The sequence below is a fragment of the Endozoicomonas sp. Z74 genome (assembly GCF_057680865.1).
The window spans coordinates 127,121-146,024 of sequence record NZ_JBLYZI010000003.1 but is presented as its reverse complement, the minus strand read 5'-3'; the positions used below and the strand labels follow the sequence as shown (position 1 = coordinate 146,024).

General features: G+C 51.3%; 16 protein-coding genes. 5 read left to right on the top strand and 11 right to left on the bottom strand.

Annotation, left to right across the window (positions count from 1 at the left end; all coding sequences use genetic code 11):
- Positions 1–353: 353 nt before the first annotated feature.
- A complete protein-coding gene (locus tag ACNRUY_RS01695) occupies positions 354–845 on the bottom strand; it encodes an avidin/streptavidin family protein (protein WP_488109900.1) in 492 nt (163 codons plus the stop codon).
- 248 nt (positions 846–1,093) lie between these two features.
- On the opposite strand from ACNRUY_RS01695, the gene bioB reads away from it, so the two are divergent.
- Both bioB and bioF read left to right on the top strand, forming a co-directional pair.
- Positions 1,094–2,167 (top strand): biotin synthase BioB, encoded by a 1,074-nt coding sequence (bioB, locus tag ACNRUY_RS01690; RefSeq protein WP_488109899.1) that lies wholly within the window; start codon positions 1,094–1,096, stop codon positions 2,165–2,167.
- Between the two features lie 7 nt (positions 2,168–2,174).
- Positions 2,175–3,362, top strand: coding sequence for an 8-amino-7-oxononanoate synthase (gene bioF, locus ACNRUY_RS01685; RefSeq protein ID WP_488109904.1), 1,188 nt, complete (start codon positions 2,175–2,177; stop codon positions 3,360–3,362).
- A gap of 21 nt (positions 3,363–3,383) precedes the next feature.
- On the opposite strand, the gene gdhA is transcribed toward bioF, so the two are convergent.
- The 4 genes from gdhA to ACNRUY_RS01665 form a co-directional block, all read right to left on the bottom strand.
- Positions 3,384–4,733 carry an NADP-specific glutamate dehydrogenase gene (gdhA, locus tag ACNRUY_RS01680; protein ID WP_488109898.1) on the bottom strand — a complete coding sequence of 450 codons (1,350 nt, stop codon included), beginning with the start codon at positions 4,731–4,733 and terminating at the stop codon, positions 3,384–3,386.
- Between the two features lie 221 nt (positions 4,734–4,954).
- Positions 4,955–6,358, bottom strand: coding sequence for a PhoH family protein (locus tag ACNRUY_RS01675; protein ID WP_488109897.1), 1,404 nt, complete (start codon positions 6,356–6,358; stop codon positions 4,955–4,957).
- Positions 6,359–6,684: 326 nt separating this feature from the next.
- Entirely contained in the window at positions 6,685–7,908 is a 1,224-nt protein-coding gene (gene rhlB / locus ACNRUY_RS01670; protein WP_488109903.1) for an ATP-dependent RNA helicase RhlB, read from the bottom strand.
- Between the two features lie 567 nt (positions 7,909–8,475).
- Positions 8,476–8,787, bottom strand: coding sequence for a hypothetical protein (locus ACNRUY_RS01665; protein ID WP_488109896.1), 312 nt, complete (start codon positions 8,785–8,787; stop codon positions 8,476–8,478).
- Positions 8,788–9,029: 242 nt separating this feature from the next.
- Here ACNRUY_RS01665 and ACNRUY_RS01660 point away from each other — a divergent pair, with 242 nt between their 5' ends.
- The 3 genes from ACNRUY_RS01660 to ACNRUY_RS01650 all read left to right on the top strand — a co-directional run bounded on the left by ACNRUY_RS01660 (position 9,030) and on the right by ACNRUY_RS01650 (position 12,227).
- A complete protein-coding gene (locus ACNRUY_RS01660) occupies positions 9,030–9,686 on the top strand; it encodes a thiol:disulfide interchange protein DsbA/DsbL (protein WP_488109895.1) in 657 nt (218 codons plus the stop codon).
- A 14-nt stretch (positions 9,687–9,700) separates the two neighbouring features.
- Positions 9,701–10,339 carry a disulfide bond formation protein B gene (locus ACNRUY_RS01655; RefSeq protein ID WP_488109894.1) on the top strand — a complete coding sequence of 213 codons (639 nt, stop codon included), beginning with the start codon at positions 9,701–9,703 and terminating at the stop codon, positions 10,337–10,339.
- A gap of 100 nt (positions 10,340–10,439) precedes the next feature.
- Positions 10,440–12,227, top strand: a complete 1,788-nt coding sequence (locus ACNRUY_RS01650; RefSeq protein ID WP_488109893.1) for an aryl-sulfate sulfotransferase — start codon at positions 10,440–10,442, stop codon at positions 12,225–12,227.
- Positions 12,228–12,298: 71 nt separating this feature from the next.
- Here ACNRUY_RS01650 and pyrI read toward each other — a convergent pair whose 3' ends face one another.
- The 6 genes from pyrI to ACNRUY_RS01620 all read right to left on the bottom strand — a co-directional run bounded on the left by pyrI (position 12,299) and on the right by ACNRUY_RS01620 (position 18,899).
- On the bottom strand, positions 12,299–12,757 hold the full coding sequence (pyrI, locus tag ACNRUY_RS01645; protein WP_488109892.1) for an aspartate carbamoyltransferase regulatory subunit: 459 nt from the start codon (positions 12,755–12,757) through the stop codon (positions 12,299–12,301).
- A 42-nt stretch (positions 12,758–12,799) separates the two neighbouring features.
- Complete coding sequence (pyrB, locus tag ACNRUY_RS01640; protein ID WP_488109891.1) at positions 12,800–13,720, bottom strand: aspartate carbamoyltransferase; 921 nt, start codon at positions 13,718–13,720, stop codon at positions 12,800–12,802.
- Positions 13,721–14,065: 345 nt separating this feature from the next.
- A complete protein-coding gene (locus ACNRUY_RS01635; RefSeq protein ID WP_488109890.1) occupies positions 14,066–14,980 on the bottom strand; it encodes a bile acid:sodium symporter family protein in 915 nt (304 codons plus the stop codon).
- Positions 14,981–14,986: 6 nt separating this feature from the next.
- Entirely contained in the window at positions 14,987–15,784 is a 798-nt protein-coding gene (budA, locus tag ACNRUY_RS01630) for an acetolactate decarboxylase (protein ID WP_488109889.1), read from the bottom strand.
- Between the two features lie 74 nt (positions 15,785–15,858).
- On the bottom strand, positions 15,859–17,580 hold the full coding sequence (locus ACNRUY_RS01625; RefSeq protein WP_488109888.1) for an extracellular solute-binding protein: 1,722 nt from the start codon (positions 17,578–17,580) through the stop codon (positions 15,859–15,861).
- Between the two features lie 242 nt (positions 17,581–17,822).
- Positions 17,823–18,899 (bottom strand): alpha/beta hydrolase family protein, encoded by a 1,077-nt coding sequence (locus ACNRUY_RS01620; RefSeq protein WP_488109887.1) that lies wholly within the window; start codon positions 18,897–18,899, stop codon positions 17,823–17,825.
- Positions 18,900–18,904 lie beyond the last annotated feature (5 nt).

Below are 18,904 nucleotides of genomic sequence, written 5' to 3'. Positions count from 1 at the left end.
CCGGAAATACCTTGTGCATCACCGGCAATGGGTGAGGGCGGCAGAGTTTTATGGAGGACACCGATCTGCTCTGGGGACATCATGGGTATGGACTTCAGGATGTCTTGGAATTGCTGAGGTTTCATGGCTGGAACTCCACTTTACACGACAATTCTCATGCTCAGGGAGTATAGACCATGTTAGCAACATTTAATTTGAACAGCGCCAGGTTGAAAGGTTTCTGGCAGGACATTAATCCGCTCCCAGCCCCTATGTCAGAAGGACGTGTTTTATAAGCTCTTTCCTGGCCAGGTCTTGGTAAACCACCTGAGTATCTTTTGAGCAGAACAGGGCTTTAACGCCCTGCTTTTTATCTATTGTTTAACGCTTGTTCCAGGGCTTACCCGCACATAGGTGTCGCTGGCAAGTATTCTTGATTTCCAGCTTTCTTCACCCTTTTTCAAAGCCAGATTCATCATATCGATTTTATCCGGGTCCGTGGCAGTTTTTCCTCGGGCCAGCAACCCGCTCATGGCAATCGTATAAGGGGAGCCACAGGTTTCCATGCTCAGGCTGAGGGCCAGGGCGTTATGGTTCTGCATGGCCTGGACGGGCACCGGTTGACCGATACAGCTTTTGGTATCAGCAACCGCGGTAGTGAAGGTGCCTTTAAGTTGCTTCCCCTCTTCCTGTTCAAGAACCAGTATTGAGCCTCTTTGATTTTGCCAGGTTCCTGTAAACCCCTGGCCAATGGCCTGGCTGGATGCCCCCGTATGGGTTTCGCTGTTATTCCCGGGGTTGACGGCTACGCATCCGGTCAGGTGAAGAAACAGAAATACCAGGGGGAGAAACTTCAGCGCCTTCATAATGATTGCCTCTGTGGAGCCGGGGTAGCGTAACCTGGGTAACTGTAGACTATTAGAGACCTTTTGCCGGGAGTGAGTTTCAATTCGAAACAATGTAAACCTTTTTATTTGTCACAGCTTGACTACTTTGGAGAACAGCGAAAGTCAGTAGGTGCTGGCAGTGTTTCATTCCATGAATGGTTGGCTCAATCATGGATATGCAGGCCTGTCAGTGTCCAGAGTGGTTTTGCGAGAGGCAGTGAGTGTCCATGTTGGATCCAGAGGTAGTCCAGATTCGTTCAAACTGGTCGCGAGAAGAGGTTGAGAGCCTGTTCTGCCTTCCTTTCAGTGATTTGTTGTTCCGGGCCCAGCAGGTCCACAGAACGTTCTTTGATCCTAACCAGGTACAGGTTTGTACACTGTTGTCCATAAAAACCGGTACCTGCCCGGAAGATTGCAAATACTGCCCTCAAAGTGGTCATTACCATACCGAGTTAATGCCGGAAAAGCTGATGGAGGTTGAGGCGGTTTTGGATAAAGCCCGTGAGGCGAAAGCCGGTGGAGCGACCCGTTTCTGCATGGGGGCAGCCTGGAGGAGTCCGGGGGATAAAGACCTGAAACCGGTGGTGGAAATGATCCGCCAGGTGAAGGATATGGGGCTGGAAACCTGTGTCACCCTGGGCATGCTCAGTGATGCCCAGGCGATGGCGCTGGCTGAAGCCGGGCTGGATTATTACAACCATAACCTGGACACCTCGCCGGAGTATTATGGGCAGATTATTACTACCCGGACCTATGATGAACGCTTGAAAACACTGGACTGTGTCAGGCGTTCTGGAATCAGGGTATGCAGCGGAGGGATTATCGGCATGGGAGAAAATCTCAGTGACCGTGCCGGGTTGTTATGGCAGCTGGCGACTCTGCCAGAGCATCCGGAAAGTGTGCCCATCAATCTTCTTGTCAGGGTGGCAGGCACTCCCCTGGCGGATGTGGAGGCGCTGGACCCCTTTGATTTTATCCGGTGTATTGCGGTGGCCCGAATTTTGATGCCCAGGGCCAGTGTCCGGCTCTCAGCGGGTCGGAAGCAGATGAATGATGAAATGCATGCTCTTGCTTTCCTGGCGGGGGCCAACAGTATATTTGCGGGGGAAAAACTGCTGACGACGCCTAATCCGGATTCTGATGATGACATGCGGCTGTTCAGGCGGCTGGGGATAAGACCTGAAGAAAAGCGCGCTGAAGGCTCTGAAATGCCGGGTGGCTCAATGCCTGTTGGTTCTTCTGGGGGCACTGATGGCAACATGGGTGACAATAGAGAATCATTTGCAGCGTCGCCCAGGTAGCCGGATTATGGTTTCCCTGAATCTTGAAGAAGCCCTGAGCAGGCGTCATGCCGAACGGCTTTACCGGCATCGGCATGTACTGGAGGGCCCCCAGGGTCCAGAAATATCAGTAGATGGACGTCAGTGTCTGGCATTTTGCAGTAATGATTACCTCGGGCTGGCAAACCATCCAGCGGTCATCGCACGATTCCAGGCAGCGGCCAGCCGCTATGGGCTGGGAGGGGGAGCTTCCCATTTAATTATTGGTCACAGCCGAGCCCATCACGAGCTGGAAGAAGAGCTGGCTGAATTTACCGGACGGCCAGGGGTACTGCTCTTCTCAACCGGGTATATGGCCAACCTTGGGGTGATCAGCGCACTGCTGGGCAGTGGGGATGCTATTTTTCAGGATCGTTTGAATCATGCCTCACTATTGGATGCGGGGATACTTTGTGGAGCCCGCATGCAGCGTTATCGGCATACCGATATGGCGGATCTGGAGCGAAGGCTGTCTGCAGTCACCGGAGATATCAGACAGCGAAAACTGATTGCCACGGACGGCGTGTTCAGCATGGATGGAGACCAGGCTCCCCTGGACCAGCTGTCTCAGCTGGCCAGAAAATATGACGCTTGTCTGATGGTTGATGATGCTCACGGGTTTGGCTGTCTGGGGGAGGGGGGCAGGGGCAGTGTTAACCAATATCAGTTATCCATGGAAGATGTGCCCGTGTTGATGGGCACCCTTGGAAAGGCGTTTGGAACCGCTGGCGCCTTTGTTGCCGGCAGTAAAGCTTTGATTGAGACATTGATTCAGTTTTCCCGTCCATATATATACACCACGGCCATGCCGCCCGCCATCGCTGAAGCCACCCGGCTCAGTTTGCAGATTGTCAGAAAGGAAAACTGGAGAAGAGAGCATCTGGTGGATCTGGTTCGTTATTTCAGAAAGGGAGGGGAGGCGCTGGGCTTGCCAATGATGCCATCAAACACTCCCATCCAGCCAATACGTACGGGCAGTGTGGCCAGTACTTTGTCCATCAGTGAAAAGCTGTATGAACAGGGTATTCTGGTGACTCCAATACGGCCACCTACGGTTCCCAGTGGTGAGTCCCGTTTGAGAGTGACCTTCAGTGCCCGCCACACCAGAACGCATGTGAACCGGCTGCTGGATGCGCTGGCCAGCATCAGTGGCCTGCTGAAGCAGGCCGCTGCGTGAAAGCTCCTGTTCGACAATCGCCTAAACGACCCCGTAAGACAACATGGCGTTGGCCACTTTGGTAAACCCGGCAATATTGGCTCCCCTGACATAATCAATGGTGCCATCGGATTGCTGGCCATATTTCTCAGTCTGCTGATGGATGCTGGCCATAATGGATTCCAGGCGCCTTTCCAGCTCTTCCATGCCCCATGACAGGCGCATGCTGTTCTGAGTCATTTCCAGACCTGAAACCGCTACTCCGCCGGCATTGGCGGCCTTGGCAGGGGCAAACAGAGTGCCGGACTGACGGAAGAAGTGGCTGGCTTCAAGGGTAGTGGGCATGTTGGCACCTTCGGCAACGGCTTTGCAGCCATTGGCCACCAGTTTTCTGGCATCATCGAGATCCAGTTCGTTCTGGGTGGCACAGGCAAACGCAATGTCGCAGGGGAAAGCCCAGACTTTGGCATTCGGGTGGTATTCAAAACCAAAGTAATTGGCAAATTCACTGAGTCGTCCCCGGCGCTTCTCTTTCAGGTCGATCAGAAAGTGCATCTGCTCTTCAGACAGCCCCTGGGGAGCGTGAAAGGAACCATCTGAATCCGACAGGGCGATCACTCTGGCGCCGAGATCCATGGCTTTTCGGGCGGTATACAGGGCAACGTTTCCTGAGCCGGAGATGACGCACCGTTTTCCATCCAGGTTCTGTCCATGAGCTTTCAGCATTTCCCGGGTAAAGAACACGGTGCCAAAACCGGTGGCTTCCTTGCGAATCAGGCTGCCACCATAGGAGAGGTCTTTACCGGTGAGTACTCCCTGAAATTCATTCTGCAGCCGCTTGTACTGGCCGAACATATAACTGATTTCACGGCTGCCCACACCAATGTCTCCCGCGGGGATATCGGTGTGAGCACCAATGTGTTTATAGAGCTCTGTCATAAAGGACTGGCAGAAGCGCATGACTTCCCGTTCAGTTTTTCCCTTGGGGTTAAAGTCCGCCCCCCCTTTGGCAGCCCCCAGGGGAAGGGTGGTCAGGCTGTTCTTGAAGGTCTGTTCAAAACCGAGGAATTTCAGGGTGCCCAGGGATAGGTTAGTGGTGAATCTCAGGCCCCCTTTGTAGGGACCGATGGCATTGTTGAATTGCACCCGGTACCCGCGGTTGACCCGGATATGGCCGTCATCGTCCTCCCAGCAGACTCTGAAGGATATAACCCGGTCTGGCTCGGTCATTCTTTCGAGAATACGGGCCTGAATGTAGTCAGGATGGTTGTTAATGTAGGGAATGACACTTTCTGCCACCTCCCTGACAGCCTGATGAAATTCTGGCTCATTAGGGTTACGGCGAACCAGGCCGTTCATAAAATCATCAAGGTCAAGCTTTTCTGCGAACATGGAGGGGTACCTGGTATGGGTTCGTTATTTTTTATCGACGATGCCTTTTCTTGAGAGAGTACAGTCGTTTCGATACCTGACGTTCCAGTTGATCGCCTATGTTCGCCGAGTTTGTAGAGAGATATGTTGACGGCTGTCACTTTTTACGGGTATTGGAGCTGGGAAGGTGGATAAAAGAGTCAGTGGGCCGGTGTTGTGTATGCACCGGCCCTGGTTAGTTATTACAGGTGGGTTTCAGCGTAGGCTGCCAGAGGTGAACGTGGAACGCCCTGAAGTTGCATGGAGCCTCCGTGAGTAAAGTGCTTCAAACGTTCTGTCATGTAGGTCAGGCCGGAACTGGTGGCCGCCAGATAAGGGGTGTCAATCTGTGCCAGGTTGCCCAGACAGATCACCTTGCTGCCGACTCCGGCCCGGGTAATGATGGTTTTGATCTGATGAGGGGTCAGGTTCTGGCATTCATCAATGATGATCAAGCTTTGCTGGAAGCTTCTGCCCCTGATGTAATTCAGGGATTTGAAGTGCAGTGGAACCCTGTCCAGAATGTACTCCACACTGCTGTTGGTGGATTCATCGTCATTGTGCAGGGCTTCCAGGTTATCGGTAATGGCGCCCAGCCAGGGTTCCATTTTCTCTGCCTCCGTCCCCGGCAGGAAACCGATGTCCTCATCCAGTCCCCGGGTTGAGCGGGTGGCAATGATCCTCCGGAATTGTTTGGAGGCGATGGTCATTTCGATGGCGGCGGCCAGGGCCAGAATGGTTTTTCCCGAGCCCGCTGCCCCGTTGAGGTTAACCAGGTGCACTTCCGGGTCCAGTAGCAGGTTCAGGGCCATGGCCTGGTAAATATTCAAAGGGCGAAGCCCCCAGGCTTCCTGATTCATCAGGCTTTCCCGGCTGAAGTGCTGAAGGCTCACCTCCTCGTCATTGATATCAACAACTTTGGCCACAAACCCCTGGTCATCCAGCAGGAATTTGTTCAGGTAGAGCTCTTCAGTGAACTCCTTTCGGCTGAGGGTGTGGATGGTTTTGCCGTCATGCTGAGTGGTGGCTACCTGGTTCACCCGATCCCAGAAGTTTCCTTCGTAGTGAAGGTAGCCTTTGGTCAGCAGGCCGACATCACTGACCAGCTGGTCACTGTGGTAGTCCTCCGTAAGAATGCCGCAGCCGCGGGCCTTTAAGCGCATGTTGATGTCTTTGGTGACCAGAATGCAGCTCTGGTCAGGGTGGCCTTTCTGGTACTGGCAGATATCATTGATGATCTGGTTATCGTTGTTACTGCTGGGCAGTGTGGTGACCTTGTCGCTGGCGTGGCTCATCATGATGGACAGGGTGCCACTGGTGTCATTTTTGCCACTGCGTTCGATAGGCACTCCCTGCTCTATCTCAGAAGGGGTGGCGACCCCGAGAATATTATCGATCAGGCGAATGGCCTGGCGGCAGTCGGCGGCGATGGTCTGCCGACCGTTTTTCAGTTTGTCCAGTTCCTCCAGAACGGTGATTGGGATGACTACCTGGTGTTCTTCGAAGTTGAGTATTGAGTTGGGGTCGTGTATCAGGACGTTGCTGTCCAGTATGTAGGTGGTTGATGGGGTTGAGATGATCGGCCTGGTTTCCAAGGCGTGTCCCATAGGCAGCTCCATTGTCTGTTTTTGGATCACTCATCTTTGATTCTTATCGAAAAGGTTTACCCCGGCAAGTTGAAATTCCAATGAAGAATAAAAAAAAGTTTTTATTGTTTGAAAGGGTTTAACTTGTCACATTTTGCTTCTAAACTTAAAAAGTTATATCGCCAATTCGTTGGTTCAAAGCATCCCCTCAAGTCTGTTTTATTTCCTTTCTAGATATACATTTACCCCCGTTACTGTGTGCAGTTTCTTATCTTAAACCTTTCTTAATACCTGGCTGAATGGGATAGCTGCAGCCCACTGTCCAGTGGGCTGGCAGGTACAGGCTCTCAGTGCTTTCTGGCGGGCGTTACCAGCAGGTGCTCTGGAGGGTAGTCTTTCTTTAACTGGTCTCCCAGCAGGCCTTCCAGGTCCGGGATGAGGAAGGAGTCATCTTCACAGGCGAAGCTGATGCTGGTGCCACTGGCTCCGGCACGGCCGGTTCTGCCAATGCGATGAACGTAATCTTCCGGGTCTTCTGGCAGATTGTAGTTAATGACGTGGCTGATGCCATCAATATGAATGCCCCGGCCAGCCACATCGGTGGCAACGAGAACGGAGATACGACCTGACTTGAAGTTCTCAAGGGTCCTCAGCCGTTTGTTCTGGGGCACTTCTCCAGAAATCTGATCCGCCTTTATGCCGGTTTTCTGAAGCCGTTCGGTGAGCTTCCGGGTCTGGTCACGACGGTTGGTGAAAACAATCACCTTGTCCAGATTGTGATGCTGGATCAGGTTGACCAGCAAAGGGAACTTCTGTTCTGACGTGAGGATATAGATTTTCTGGTCAACGGTATCCGTGGCCACGCTGTCGGGTTCTATTTCCACTTTGACCGGATGCCAGGTCCACTGCTCCCCAAGACGGAGCACTTCCTCGGTGAAGGTGGCGGAGAACAGCAGGGTCTGCCGGTCACCGGGTCTTGGGGTCATCCGGACAATGCGCCGTACCTGGGGGATAAAGCCCATGTCCAGCATTCGGTCTGCCTCGTCAATGACGAGCGTTTCCACCAGGTCAAGATGAAGGTCTTTCCGTTCACAATAATCCAGCAGTCGCCCCGGGGTCGCTACCAGAATATCCAGATAGTTTTCGCCGATCCGTCGACGCTGTTTGTCATAATCCATGCCACCCACCACGGTCACAACATGAAGAGGCAGGTGTTTGGTGAGTTCCTCAGCATCCTGGCCAATCTGCAGAGCCAGCTCACGGGTGGGAGCGATGATGACGGCGCGTGGTTCGCCAAGATAGCGGGTTTCCGGTGGCGGTGTTTCCACCAGCTGTTTGATGGTGCTGACCAGGAAGGCTGCCGTTTTCCCGGTACCGGTCTGGGCTTTGCCGATGGCATCACGACCTGCCAGGGTGCTGCCCAGAACTTCGGCCTGGATGGGGGTGCAGTATTTGAATCCGAGATCCTGAATAGCGTGCATCAGCTGATCCGGCAGCTCAAAATCGTGAAAGCGGGTTTTTTCCGGATCGGGAGCGACCTTGAACTGTTCAATACTCCAGTTGTCTTCCACCTTCTTCTGCCTGGACGCTTTTTTTGCTCCCTGGTGGGAGTGGCTTTTGCGCTTGGCAGAATGGTGTCGGGTACTTTTATCGGGCGTTCCGCTTTTCACCCGGTCGGCTTTTTTCCGGCCGGAGACTTCCTGACCGCCCTTGTCTGGAGAGGAGGTGTGTTTGTTGCTTTTTCTCTTGCTAAAGAGACCTAAAAAACCACTCAATGCCTTAATCTCGTTGCTTTTTTCTGAAAATGTGCCTCGGTGTCGGCTTGGGAATACCCGCAAACCGCATAATCCAGCTACAGGCGATACCGTTCTGTCCGGCGGTCGCTGTTCGATTGGCGAGGAAGACAATAGCTGGTTGTAGGCACTGCTTCCCGATGGCATTCAGGTGTGAACTGTTCTGAGAATGCCCCAGGTTGTTGATGAACCGGTACTCCGGTGAGCTGTGTTTCCCTTTCATGGATGGACAGGATGATAACAGGTGTATTATCGCGCTGGTATCATCTGCAAATCAAACCAGGCTGTATTATGCCGTTTATGGGGATTTTAGCCAATTTTGCCCACAAAGCAGTGCAGGCCACCTCAGTCGTAGAGTTCATCGTGGTCCTGATGAGGGGGCTCATCACGATGCCTTCGTTCTGGCCATATTCTGCCCGTTTTTTCCTTCTTACGGATGGTTCTTTTTTTCCTTTCCAGCCAGGCTTTCTGAAGCACCATCATAAGCCCCGGGTCGGGCACCGGCTTCAAGTTGTGGTTTTTGAAAAAGGCATAGTAAAAACTCGCCTCTTCAGCGAACTTCTGGCTTTTGTCCGTGGCTGTGTCCTGTCGCTGAGCGGTAGCAGGATCCAGCCGACAGAGGTTGGCAACCAGGTTGGATACTGAGCAGTAACTCATCGGAAACCACCTTTTTATAACTTTTAAGTATAAATAATAGTTGCAAGGGGGATGGATGGGTATTAGACATTGGTGTGCACTGATAGTTCCTCAGTGGCTGGGTTATCGGTGAGTGTGTAGAGAAAATAAGCCATGGTTTTGCTGATTTGAAAGGGTATTGGATTTTTCAACACTCCTATTCATCATGGCCATTGGGAGAGCAGATTGTCAGAAAATATAATATCAACCGAAGCAAGTATTGAATGCCCTGTATGCAAAAAAATGAGGTTGATGCCATGAAAAGGTGCCTGTCTGTATTTTGCTCTTTTTTCTTTTTATTTTTGAGCGGGTTGTCCTATGGCAATTCTTATAAGGAGGGGGTTAATTATATAAGGCTTGAAGATGAGGCTTTTGAAGCCAAAAACTCAGTTATTGAAATGTACACCACCAATTGCCCTCACTGTTATCAATATGAAAAGTCCGTTATCCCCTCCTACTCTGAAAAGCTTGCTGGGGATGGGGTGGATTTTGATTGTTATCATGTCAGCACAAAACCTCCCTACGGTGAAGAAAAAACCAATGTGCTGGCCGTTACCCGGGTTTTAAAAGAAACAAAGCTCGAGCCTGTAAAAATGGCTTATTTCAAGCGACTGCATGATGAAAAATTGAAATTTAAAAGCTCAGATGAAGCGATTGAGTATGGTCTGAAAGTAGCTGGTATCAGTAGAGAACAGTTTGAACAGACACTTCCTTCCGACCCGGTAAAAGCACTGCTCCGTCAATGGGACCATGCCAACCAGGTATCAAGGATTCAAGGGGTTCCTGCCATTGTCGTGAATGGTAAGTATTTGATTATGACCAAGTCAGTTCGAAGCATGGACATGCTGGACGATTTGACTCGAGAGCTTCTGAAAATGTAATAAGGAGTGTGATCATGGGGACGGTTGGGAAGCTGATCGGGGAATTTCGTGATTCCCCCATGAAGGCATTACAGCGTTGGGAAAAGATGAGAATGCCCTGGTTCGTGATGGGAGGTTCTGCTGCACTGATGCTGGCCATTGCATCGGGGTATTTCCAGTGGTATCTGGAGCTGGACCCCTGTGAACTGTGTGTTTACACCCGGTTCAGTATGTTTTGCATCGTGTTTGCGGGTTTGATCATTATGATTCAGCCCGAAAATCGGGTCTTGAAATGTCTTGGACTGCTGCTCGCCTGGTATGGGGTGATTCAGGGCATGTTGTGGTCAATAGAGCTTGAACAGCTGCATATTGCCGGTGCAGCTCTGGAGGAGGCTCTGGCTCAGGGGGCCGACCTGTTTGCAGCGGGCGGGGGGGGGCACAGTTGCTCCTTGGATCCAAAGTTCCCTTTGGGATTGCCTTTGCATGAGTGGTTCCCGTTTGAATTTCAGCCGACAGGTATTTGCGGGGAAGATGGCTGGCTGATGTTTGGTTTGAATATGGCCGAATACCTTATTTTTACCTATCTGCTTTATATTATTGCGCTTGCTGCCGGAACAGTTGGGGTGGTCAGCAACTTCCTTAATAAGCAGCAGATGGATAAGGCATATCCGTAAATCACTGCGAATGAGAAGTGCAGTCTGCTCCTGATCTAAACAATCGAAAGCAGCTGCACCCTTTTTTGAAACAAATGGACAGTTGATGACCAGGTGTATTATGAAAAAAAGGATAAGGGCATCTATTATTGCGATGTCGTTAATCGTTGTTTCCGGAAGTATTTACGCAACAGGGTTCAAGCCGGCACCGCCTGCTGGCAAGCTTGGTGCCGTTCTGGTGAACCCCTACGGTAATGCACCTTTATCGGCTTACCTTGAATTGGGAGGTAAAAAACCGGTCGATGTAAAAGTAACAGTGCGTGGGAAAGGGAAAGAGGGGATTGCAATTTCTTATCCCGTTGGGGAAAAAACCATGCTCAGGCATGATGCCATTCCCATTTTTGGATTATATGCGGACTTTAAAAACACAGTGGATGTCTCCTATCAACTGGATGGGAGTCCGGTGAAGGAAACCTATGAAATCCTCACATCCGGTATTCAGAATAAATACATGGACAACAGAAGCCTGACTGCGCTTCAACCGGTCAAAGTGGTTAAAGTCGATCCAAAATTCCGGAACCGGTTGTATCTGGTGAATTCTCACACCAACACCCCACGGGGAGCTGAGTTGCACTGGGCTGGGATCAAAACCCAGTCTGCCAGCCTGAATGAAGCGTCGCCGGCATTTGGAGCCTTGACGTTTGAATCGGCCCCTATGACCTATGTGATTGATACCCGGGGAGAGTATCGGTGGTGGTTAAACCAGGAGGCGGTGTTCGATGGCCATGATATTGATATCAATAAGCGTGGCTATTTCATGGGTATTCGCAAGACGCCCTCTGATAAGCTGACTTACGTCCAGGGTCAGCGCTGGGGGCATTTTGATCTGATGGGGAGAATCGACAGTATTCGGTTACCCAGAGGCTATCAGGATGCTTCCCATGAAGCCGTTACCATGCCCAATGGACATGTGCTGATCCGGGCGGCAAAAACCAACTACATCAACACCCAGGGAGACACGGTTCATACTGTGCGTGACTTTATTCTGGAAGTAGACCCGGCTGGGGAGCTGGTGGATGTCTGGGCTTTGCCGGAAATTCTGGACCCCTATCGGGATGCGTTGCTTGAGGCGTTGGACATGGGGGCGGTTTGTGTCAGCGTGGATACGGAAAGTGCCGGTATCGCCGCGGGAGAAATGGATATTGATGCGCCCTATGGTGATATCCCTGGCGTTGTGGCAGGGCGTAACTGGGCTCATGTTAACTCCATCGCCTACGATGCTTCCGATGACAGCATTATCCTGTCTTTCCGTCACCAGGGTATCGTGAAGGTTTCCCGTGATAAAAAAGTGAAGTGGATCCTTTCCCCACGCAAAGGCTGGCGCAAAGGGTGGGCTGAAAAATTACTTAAGCCGGTGGATGCCCGTGGCAGGCCGATTAAGTGTTCTGATGAAGGGGAGTGCCAGGGTAGCAACTTCGACTGGAGTTATACGCAGCATACGGCCTGGTTATCAGACAAAGGTACATTAACGGTGTTCGATAACGGTGATGGCCGGGGGCTCACACAGCCAGCCATGCCGGAGATGAAACACAGCCGTTTTGTTGAATACAGAATTGACGAAAAGAAAATGACTGTTCAGCAGTTATGGGAATACGGCAAGGAGCGGGGTTATGAGTGGTACAGTCCGGTGACCTCCAACGTCGAATATGTGCCAGAGACGAATACCATGTTTGGCTTTGAAGGTGCCGTGGGACTGTTTGATGAAAGCACCCCTACAATCGGCCGGATCAACGAGATCGATTACCGGACCAGGGCGGTCAAAGTCGAGATCGATGTGCTATCGGATAAGCCTGGCGGTGTGCATTATCGAGCCCTGTTTATTGAGCCTGAGAAAATGTTTGGTCAATAGCGATGAAACCAGGAGCCTGTTTCACAGGCTCCCTTTTAGTTCTTCCCGGCTAAGACCCGGGGATCCCTAGGTTATTTCAACTCTGCTACGATATCCTTGCTGAATGACTTCTCACAGTAATGGCATTTCAGCTGAATATCATCGCTTTTCTGGCGAAGGTAAAAGTGGCTTTCCACCGGCTCATTATGAGTAACGCAGTTGGAGTTCGGGCAGGCGAAGACACCATGAAGCGTTTCCGGGATCGCCATCTTGAACTTGTCTACCACTTTATAATCATCAATGACATTAATGGTGGCGCTGGGCGCAAACAGGGCAAGCTCATTGGCCTCCTGTTCCGTGAACATACGTCCCTCAACCTTGATGATGTCCTTGTGACCCTGAGCCTTGCTGGGCAGATTAAACCCTACGGTAATTGCAGCGTCGCTGTTCAGCAAATGCAGGCGGTCAAGAATTTTGACGCCCTGACCTGCGGGGATGTGGTCGATTACGGTGCCTCTGCAGATGGCTTCAACCTGGAGCTTGTTTCTCATTGTGAATTCCTCAAAGTCCTTCAATTATTCCTTAAAAGCCCGTTAAACCGTTTCGTTCAGAATCAGAGCCAGTAATGCCTGGCGGGCATAGACCCCGTTTCTTGCCTGCTCGAAATAGTAGGCGTGGGGGGTGCGGTCTACTTCCACGGCAATTTCATCCACCCTTGGCAGTGGGTGCAGGACTTTCAGGTGAGCGGGTGCCTCCCGGAGTGTTTCGTTAGTGAGCACATAGTTGGAGGCAATGTGCTTGTATTCGGTTTCATCGAACCGCTCTTTCTGGACGCGAGTCATATAGATGATGTCGGTATCGGCCATAACCTCTTCGATACTGCCGGCTTGCCGGTAGGCAATGCCCTTTTCATCCAGCTCCTGAAGAATGTAGTCAGGCATTGCCAGAGCGTCAGGGGCGATAAAGCTGAACTCGGCATTGAAGTGGGTCAGGGCCTGGGTGAGGGAGTGAACCGTCCGCCCGTATTTCAGGTCACCTACAAAAGCGACTTTCAGGTTGTCCAGGCGACCCTGGCATTCCTGAATGCTGAACAGGTCCAGAAGCGTCTGGGTGGGGTGTTGGTTGGCGCCGTCACCACCGTTGATAACAGGGACGCTGGAAAATTCAGATGCCAGTCGGGCTGCGCCTTCCCTGGGGTGGCGCATGACGACGGCATCGGTGTAGGAACTGATGATTTTGATGGAATCGGCCAGGGTTTCCCCCTTCTTGGCGGAGGTGTTGCCACCATCGGCAAAGCCGATCAGGGTTCCCCCCAGTCGTTGAACTGCTGTTTCAAATGAAAGGCGGGTCCGGGTAGAGGCCTCGAAAAAGCAGCTGGCAATGACTCTGTCCCTGAGCAAATCCGGTCTTGGTGTTTGCTTCAGTTCCGCGGCCACTTTCAGAACCTGCTCCATATCATCCCGGGTGAGGTCGGCTATGGAGATAATGTTCCTGTTGTAAAATCGGTTTTCCATGGGGGGGTTACCTGTTGCCTGTGCCATAAAAATCAGTTTTTAAACCCAAAAAAAAGCCCCTGGATAAAGGGGCTTTTTTGAAAACAGTGTATTAAGTGATAGCAATCACAACCAGAGATAGGTGCTTCAGCCGTTGAGTCAGGTGGCAGCTTGTGGTGGATCGGCTGTCTTTTCATGGGGGACATGGACTCACTGGCTAAATGGGTTGGCCTGCATTCCTGTCAGGTTAACCCGTGGGGCTGGTTTGAGCAATCCTCGAGCCTGGCTGCTCAGTTGACAAATTGCCCGGTATTCTACACCTCCTTTGTTGTTGGTCAAGTGTCGTTGATTTAGGGAGGTCCTGGCTCAGCTTTCTTTCACAGGCTTTTTGGACCAGTAACTGGCCAGCAAAGTTCCAAAAATATTCTGGATCACACTGAACAGGGCAGAAGGTACTGCGGTCAGCACCGAAAAGTGTTTCACTGCAAGAGCTGCCGCCATACCGCTGTTCTGGGTTCCCACTTCGATGGCAATGGTTCTTGCGGTTGATTGGTCAAGGCGTGCCAGTCGGGCAAAACCATAGCCGCAGCATAGACCCAACAGGTTATGGAGCAGAACAGCCAGAAAGACCATGATTCCCAATGAATCCAGAGCGCCGGCATTCAGGGCAACCACTATACAAATAGCAAGAGCAATGGAGGCCACCGCAAAGGAAGGCAGTAAAGGTGCTATTTTTTCCACCTGCCCCGGAAACGCTGCTCTGAGTGTGATACCGCCAAGCACCGGCAGGACGATCATTTTGGCGATGCTGATCAACATCGCCAGCCTGTCTACCTCAATCACCTGATGCAGGTAAAAACCAGTCAGCCAGGGAGTGACGATTACAGAGACAAGGGTTGAGAAGGTGGTCATGCCTACGGATAGGGCCACTTTCCCTCCGGCCAGGTAAGTGAGTACATTGGATGCCGTCCCCCCCGGGGCCGCACCGACCAGAACCATACCAATAAACAGTTCTGTGGGCAGGTGGCTCAGGGTGCTGAGGCTCCATGCCAGCAGTGGCATCAGTAAAAATTGCAGAAATACGCCCAGGATCAGGGGAAAGGGGTGGTGAAAGGGTTCCAGAAAATCCCCCAGGGTCAGAGTCAGCCCCATGGTGAACATGACAATGGCAATCACCGGGAACAGAGCCCAATGGAACTGAGCAACTTCAGTATGGAAAAGATACCCTGTAGCGGTAGCGACTAGCGCCCAGAGGGGCAACAGAAGGTTAAAGCGTTCCATGTGACCCTACTGATGTCCCTGTTCAACGGCTTTCAAGTCTTTGGACTGATCTTTGCTCAGGTTTAACCGGTCAAAGTTACGGTCATTAGGCAGTGTCAGTTCAAGATCCCGGATATTGTCAATGGCTATATCACCTTTAGCGGTTGTCAGGCCCAGTACATGGCCGCCAAACTTGCGTTCCTGGTCAATAAAGTGGAAGTGATAGCCCGCTACATTGAGGCTGTTCATGTAATCTGGGGTTCTAAAGCCCACCAGGGAACCCACAACCGCTTTGTGCTCGTAAGTGGCCATCTCGGTTCGGGTGATTTCTGCCAGTGTTCTGTAGGGGGGCTTCTGTTTGGGAACGCTCCGCACTTTCATGGCTTTAAAACTCCCGTCAATACGAATGGCCTGGAACTGACCTCTTTTTTCGATGTGACGGTCAAGCAGTTTCTGCAGCTGTTCGTAAGACAGGTTCTCAGGAAGCTTTACCAGCTGGTCTGGAGAAAAGTGAGTGACGGTGGCGAAGGGGGTTTTTGCCTGGGGGGGAACCGGGTAGGCTTTGCCATCCACCCTGATCTGATAGAACTGTCCATCCAGGGCCACCATTTCTCCGTTAAGGGCATTAAACGTACCCAGGCCAAAATTGCCTTTTGTAGCCAGCTGTTGATAAGTCAGCTCACCATCCAGATAACCCAGCAGCAGGGCATTGATGGTGGAGTACTGAAAAATGCGGCTGGTGTTTTGCTCCCCCTGGGCGGCAGCAACGGTTTGCAGGGCTGTAATCCATAACCCCAGTACCAGATAGCGAAGGCAGAACTTCATAATCACTGATCTCTTGTTTTTTTCAGAACCCTCACTATAGACAGGATCACGGGGTAAGCGGCACCAACGGGCAGTTAATCTTTATTTTTCGTTATACTTGAGTCCCACCAGACACTGGCATTGAACCAGTTGAGGCCCTGCTGGGGCGGATGTGCCAGATGCTTCCGGTAGGCAATGTGTATCTCGTTTTTGTGCCACTTGGGAATAACATAGGTGTTCCAGAGTAAAATCCGGTCAAGGGCACGGCAGAGGGCAACAGCCTCTTCATAATGGCGCACTTTGCCAAACTGCTCCAGTAACTGGTCAACCACCGGGTTTTTGACTCCGGCCAGATTACTGCTTCCGGGTTCATCCGCGGCCTTGCTACTCCAGCTGTTGGCCTGCTCAATGCCGGGAAATGAGGAGTGCCAGTAGTGCCATTCCACCATATCAAAATTAAACTGCCGGGCGCGTTTTCGAAAGCGGCTGTGATCCACCGTTTGAATGTTCACCTGGATGCCTACATCCGAAAGGCTTTTTCCGTAAGGGATAAACACCCGCTCCATGGCCGGTGAAGATAGCAGCAGCTCAAATGCCATTGGCTGGCCGGTTTGTTTGTTGACCATGCGACCGTTGACATTGTGCCAGCCCGCAGCATTCAGAAGGTCAACCGCTATTTTCCGGTGGGTGCGGTTTTGGCCAGAGCCGTCGGATACGGGTTGTTGGATCACCTCATGAAAGATGGCTTCTGGTAGTTGATCCCGATAATTTTCCAGAAGAGCCCGTTCTGCCTCTGTTGGCGGTCCCATGGCGGCCATATCGGTATTAACGTAGTAACTGGATGAGCGCTGGTAGTCGGAGTGCAGCAGGGTTTTATTGGTCCATTCAAAGTTGAACAGATAGTTCAGCGCCAGGCGCACCCGGCGGTCCTGAAAGAGTTCCCTGCGAGTGTTAAATACCAGGGCACTCATGCCATGGGGGTGTTTGAGACGAATGTCCTTTAGAAGGACGTCCCCTCTTTTTATTGCAGGAAAGTTGTATTTCTGGTGCCAGTTCCTTGGATCGCTTTCAATGCGGAGGTCATAGGCTCCGGCTGCAAAGGCTTCCAGGGCTGCATGGTTATCCCGGTAATAGTCGATGCGCAACCGGTCAAAGTTAAACTGGCCTTTATTCACTGGCAGATTGGCTCCCCAGTAATCTTTTACCCGCTCAAAGGTGATGGATCGGCCGGACTCCACTTTAGCAATTTTCATGGGACCGCTGCCCAGAGGGATAGCCAGGTGGTTGTGGTTGAAGTCTTTTGCCTTCCAGTAATGCTCAGGAAGGACAGGGAGGTAGGCGAGCAGGGCAACGGCTTTGCGGGTCCTGCTGTTTTCTGAGAGTTCAAATTGCACCCGGTAGCGGCTGGTGGCTCGGGTGGTCTGAATGTAATTCACCATCTTTTTCACAAAAGGGGAGCTGAATGCTTTCAGGGTGTTGACTGTGAATACCACATCTTCCGAGGTCATCGGATGACCGTCATGAAACCGGGCATCCGGATTCAGATTGAAAGCGACCCATGAGAAATCTTCAGGATATTCCACGCTCATGGCTGCCTGGGGGTAAAGGGAGTAGGGCTCATCCTGAGAACGGGTCATCAGCCGGTCGTACAGCATGAACAGGAATTCCGGAGTCTGCCCTTTTTCAGCGTATTGGTTCAGGCTGTCAAAACTGCCAATGCTGGCCAGCCGAAGTGCTCCCCCTTTGGGAGCTTGTGGGTTGACATAGTTGAAGTGGGTAAAGTCATCCGGGTATTTGGGGGTTCCTATTAATGCCACGGATGAGTGTGCAGTGACTTTTGGCAGAGGGGGGGGAGCAGAGCTTGTTTCTTTCTGCAGTGCCTGCGCTCCTGTTATTACCGAAATCAGTATTGGATAAAAGCATTGAAACAGTCTTTTTATGATGTCCATTCCACTGCACGCATAAATTGCTAATGATTATGTATATAGAAACATATCGCTTTCCTGTCGAGCCCTGCAAGAAAGCCTGCCTCAGCTCCTTCTGAAGGCAGGGTAGATTGTTATAGCTGTTCAGAGGCCTTGTCTAGGTGGTATCGGGTTGCTTCAAGAATGGCCGCAGGGGAGTGCCGGATAAACCCATGTATGATGTGGTACTGGAATCCTTGTTGGAGGTACATCAATTGATCCCAAGGTTTTTTGTTGTAGCTCTCAAAGATTGCGGGCTCAAGAGTTGGGGGGACGAGCAGCACATGACTCTTGAAGGGCTCCGTTCCCTGATGCCGGAAAAACCATGTCACCATGGAGAGAAGGGAGTAGGACGACGCATCATTGAGCATGTCGTTTTGTACGTAAGTACTGTCAACCCGGCTGATACGTTCTTTAGACGCACCCTCAATTAAGCAGGGGGCCGGTATTTGAGTGTTAAATACATGAGCTTTTTCTACGTCATCGGTCTTGAGGGCCAGGTAGGTTGCTATCGCCCCTCCCTGTGAATAGCCCAGTGTAACCATTGAAAACCCTGGGTAATGCTGGCGGAAGGCTTCTACGACTTGTTTTGCCGTTCTTAATGCATAAGGCAAGAAACAGGTGCTGCCTATCCATTCAGGTGAGCTAATAGACACGGCTGACTTAATGCTATCCAAGTCGAAAAAGTCCGTTCCTCTGAAGCTGATGTATACCTTCTGGTTCTGATCATCTATGAAGGCCCTTACCGATAAACCGTCATCATTGAAGTAGAAGCGGGCCATTTTGTCTTTGCCGTTTTTACTGGTCCCGGTAAAGTAACTGCGCAGCGCCTGTGGAACTTGCTCTTCTGATTCAATCAGGGTGATGCCCCTGTCTCTCAACTCACCCAGTTGCTGTTTAATTTCAGCCCGCTCCATAGAGCGGCTACTGGATAATTTATAACGTTCTGTTGAATAAATCATTAAGGCATTTAGATACCGTTTTAATGGTTCAGGCAGCTCCTCTTGATGGTGGTCTTCAGGTATGAGTTCGTTTTCGAAAACGCTGGACTGCGTATTATTACTCTGTATTTCAGTAAGACCTTCGTTTTCATGCCTTGGTGGGCCAGCATGAGCACTAATAATCAGTATGTTTATAAGTAAACAGGTGGATAGAAGTATCGGGTTTTTCATTTTAT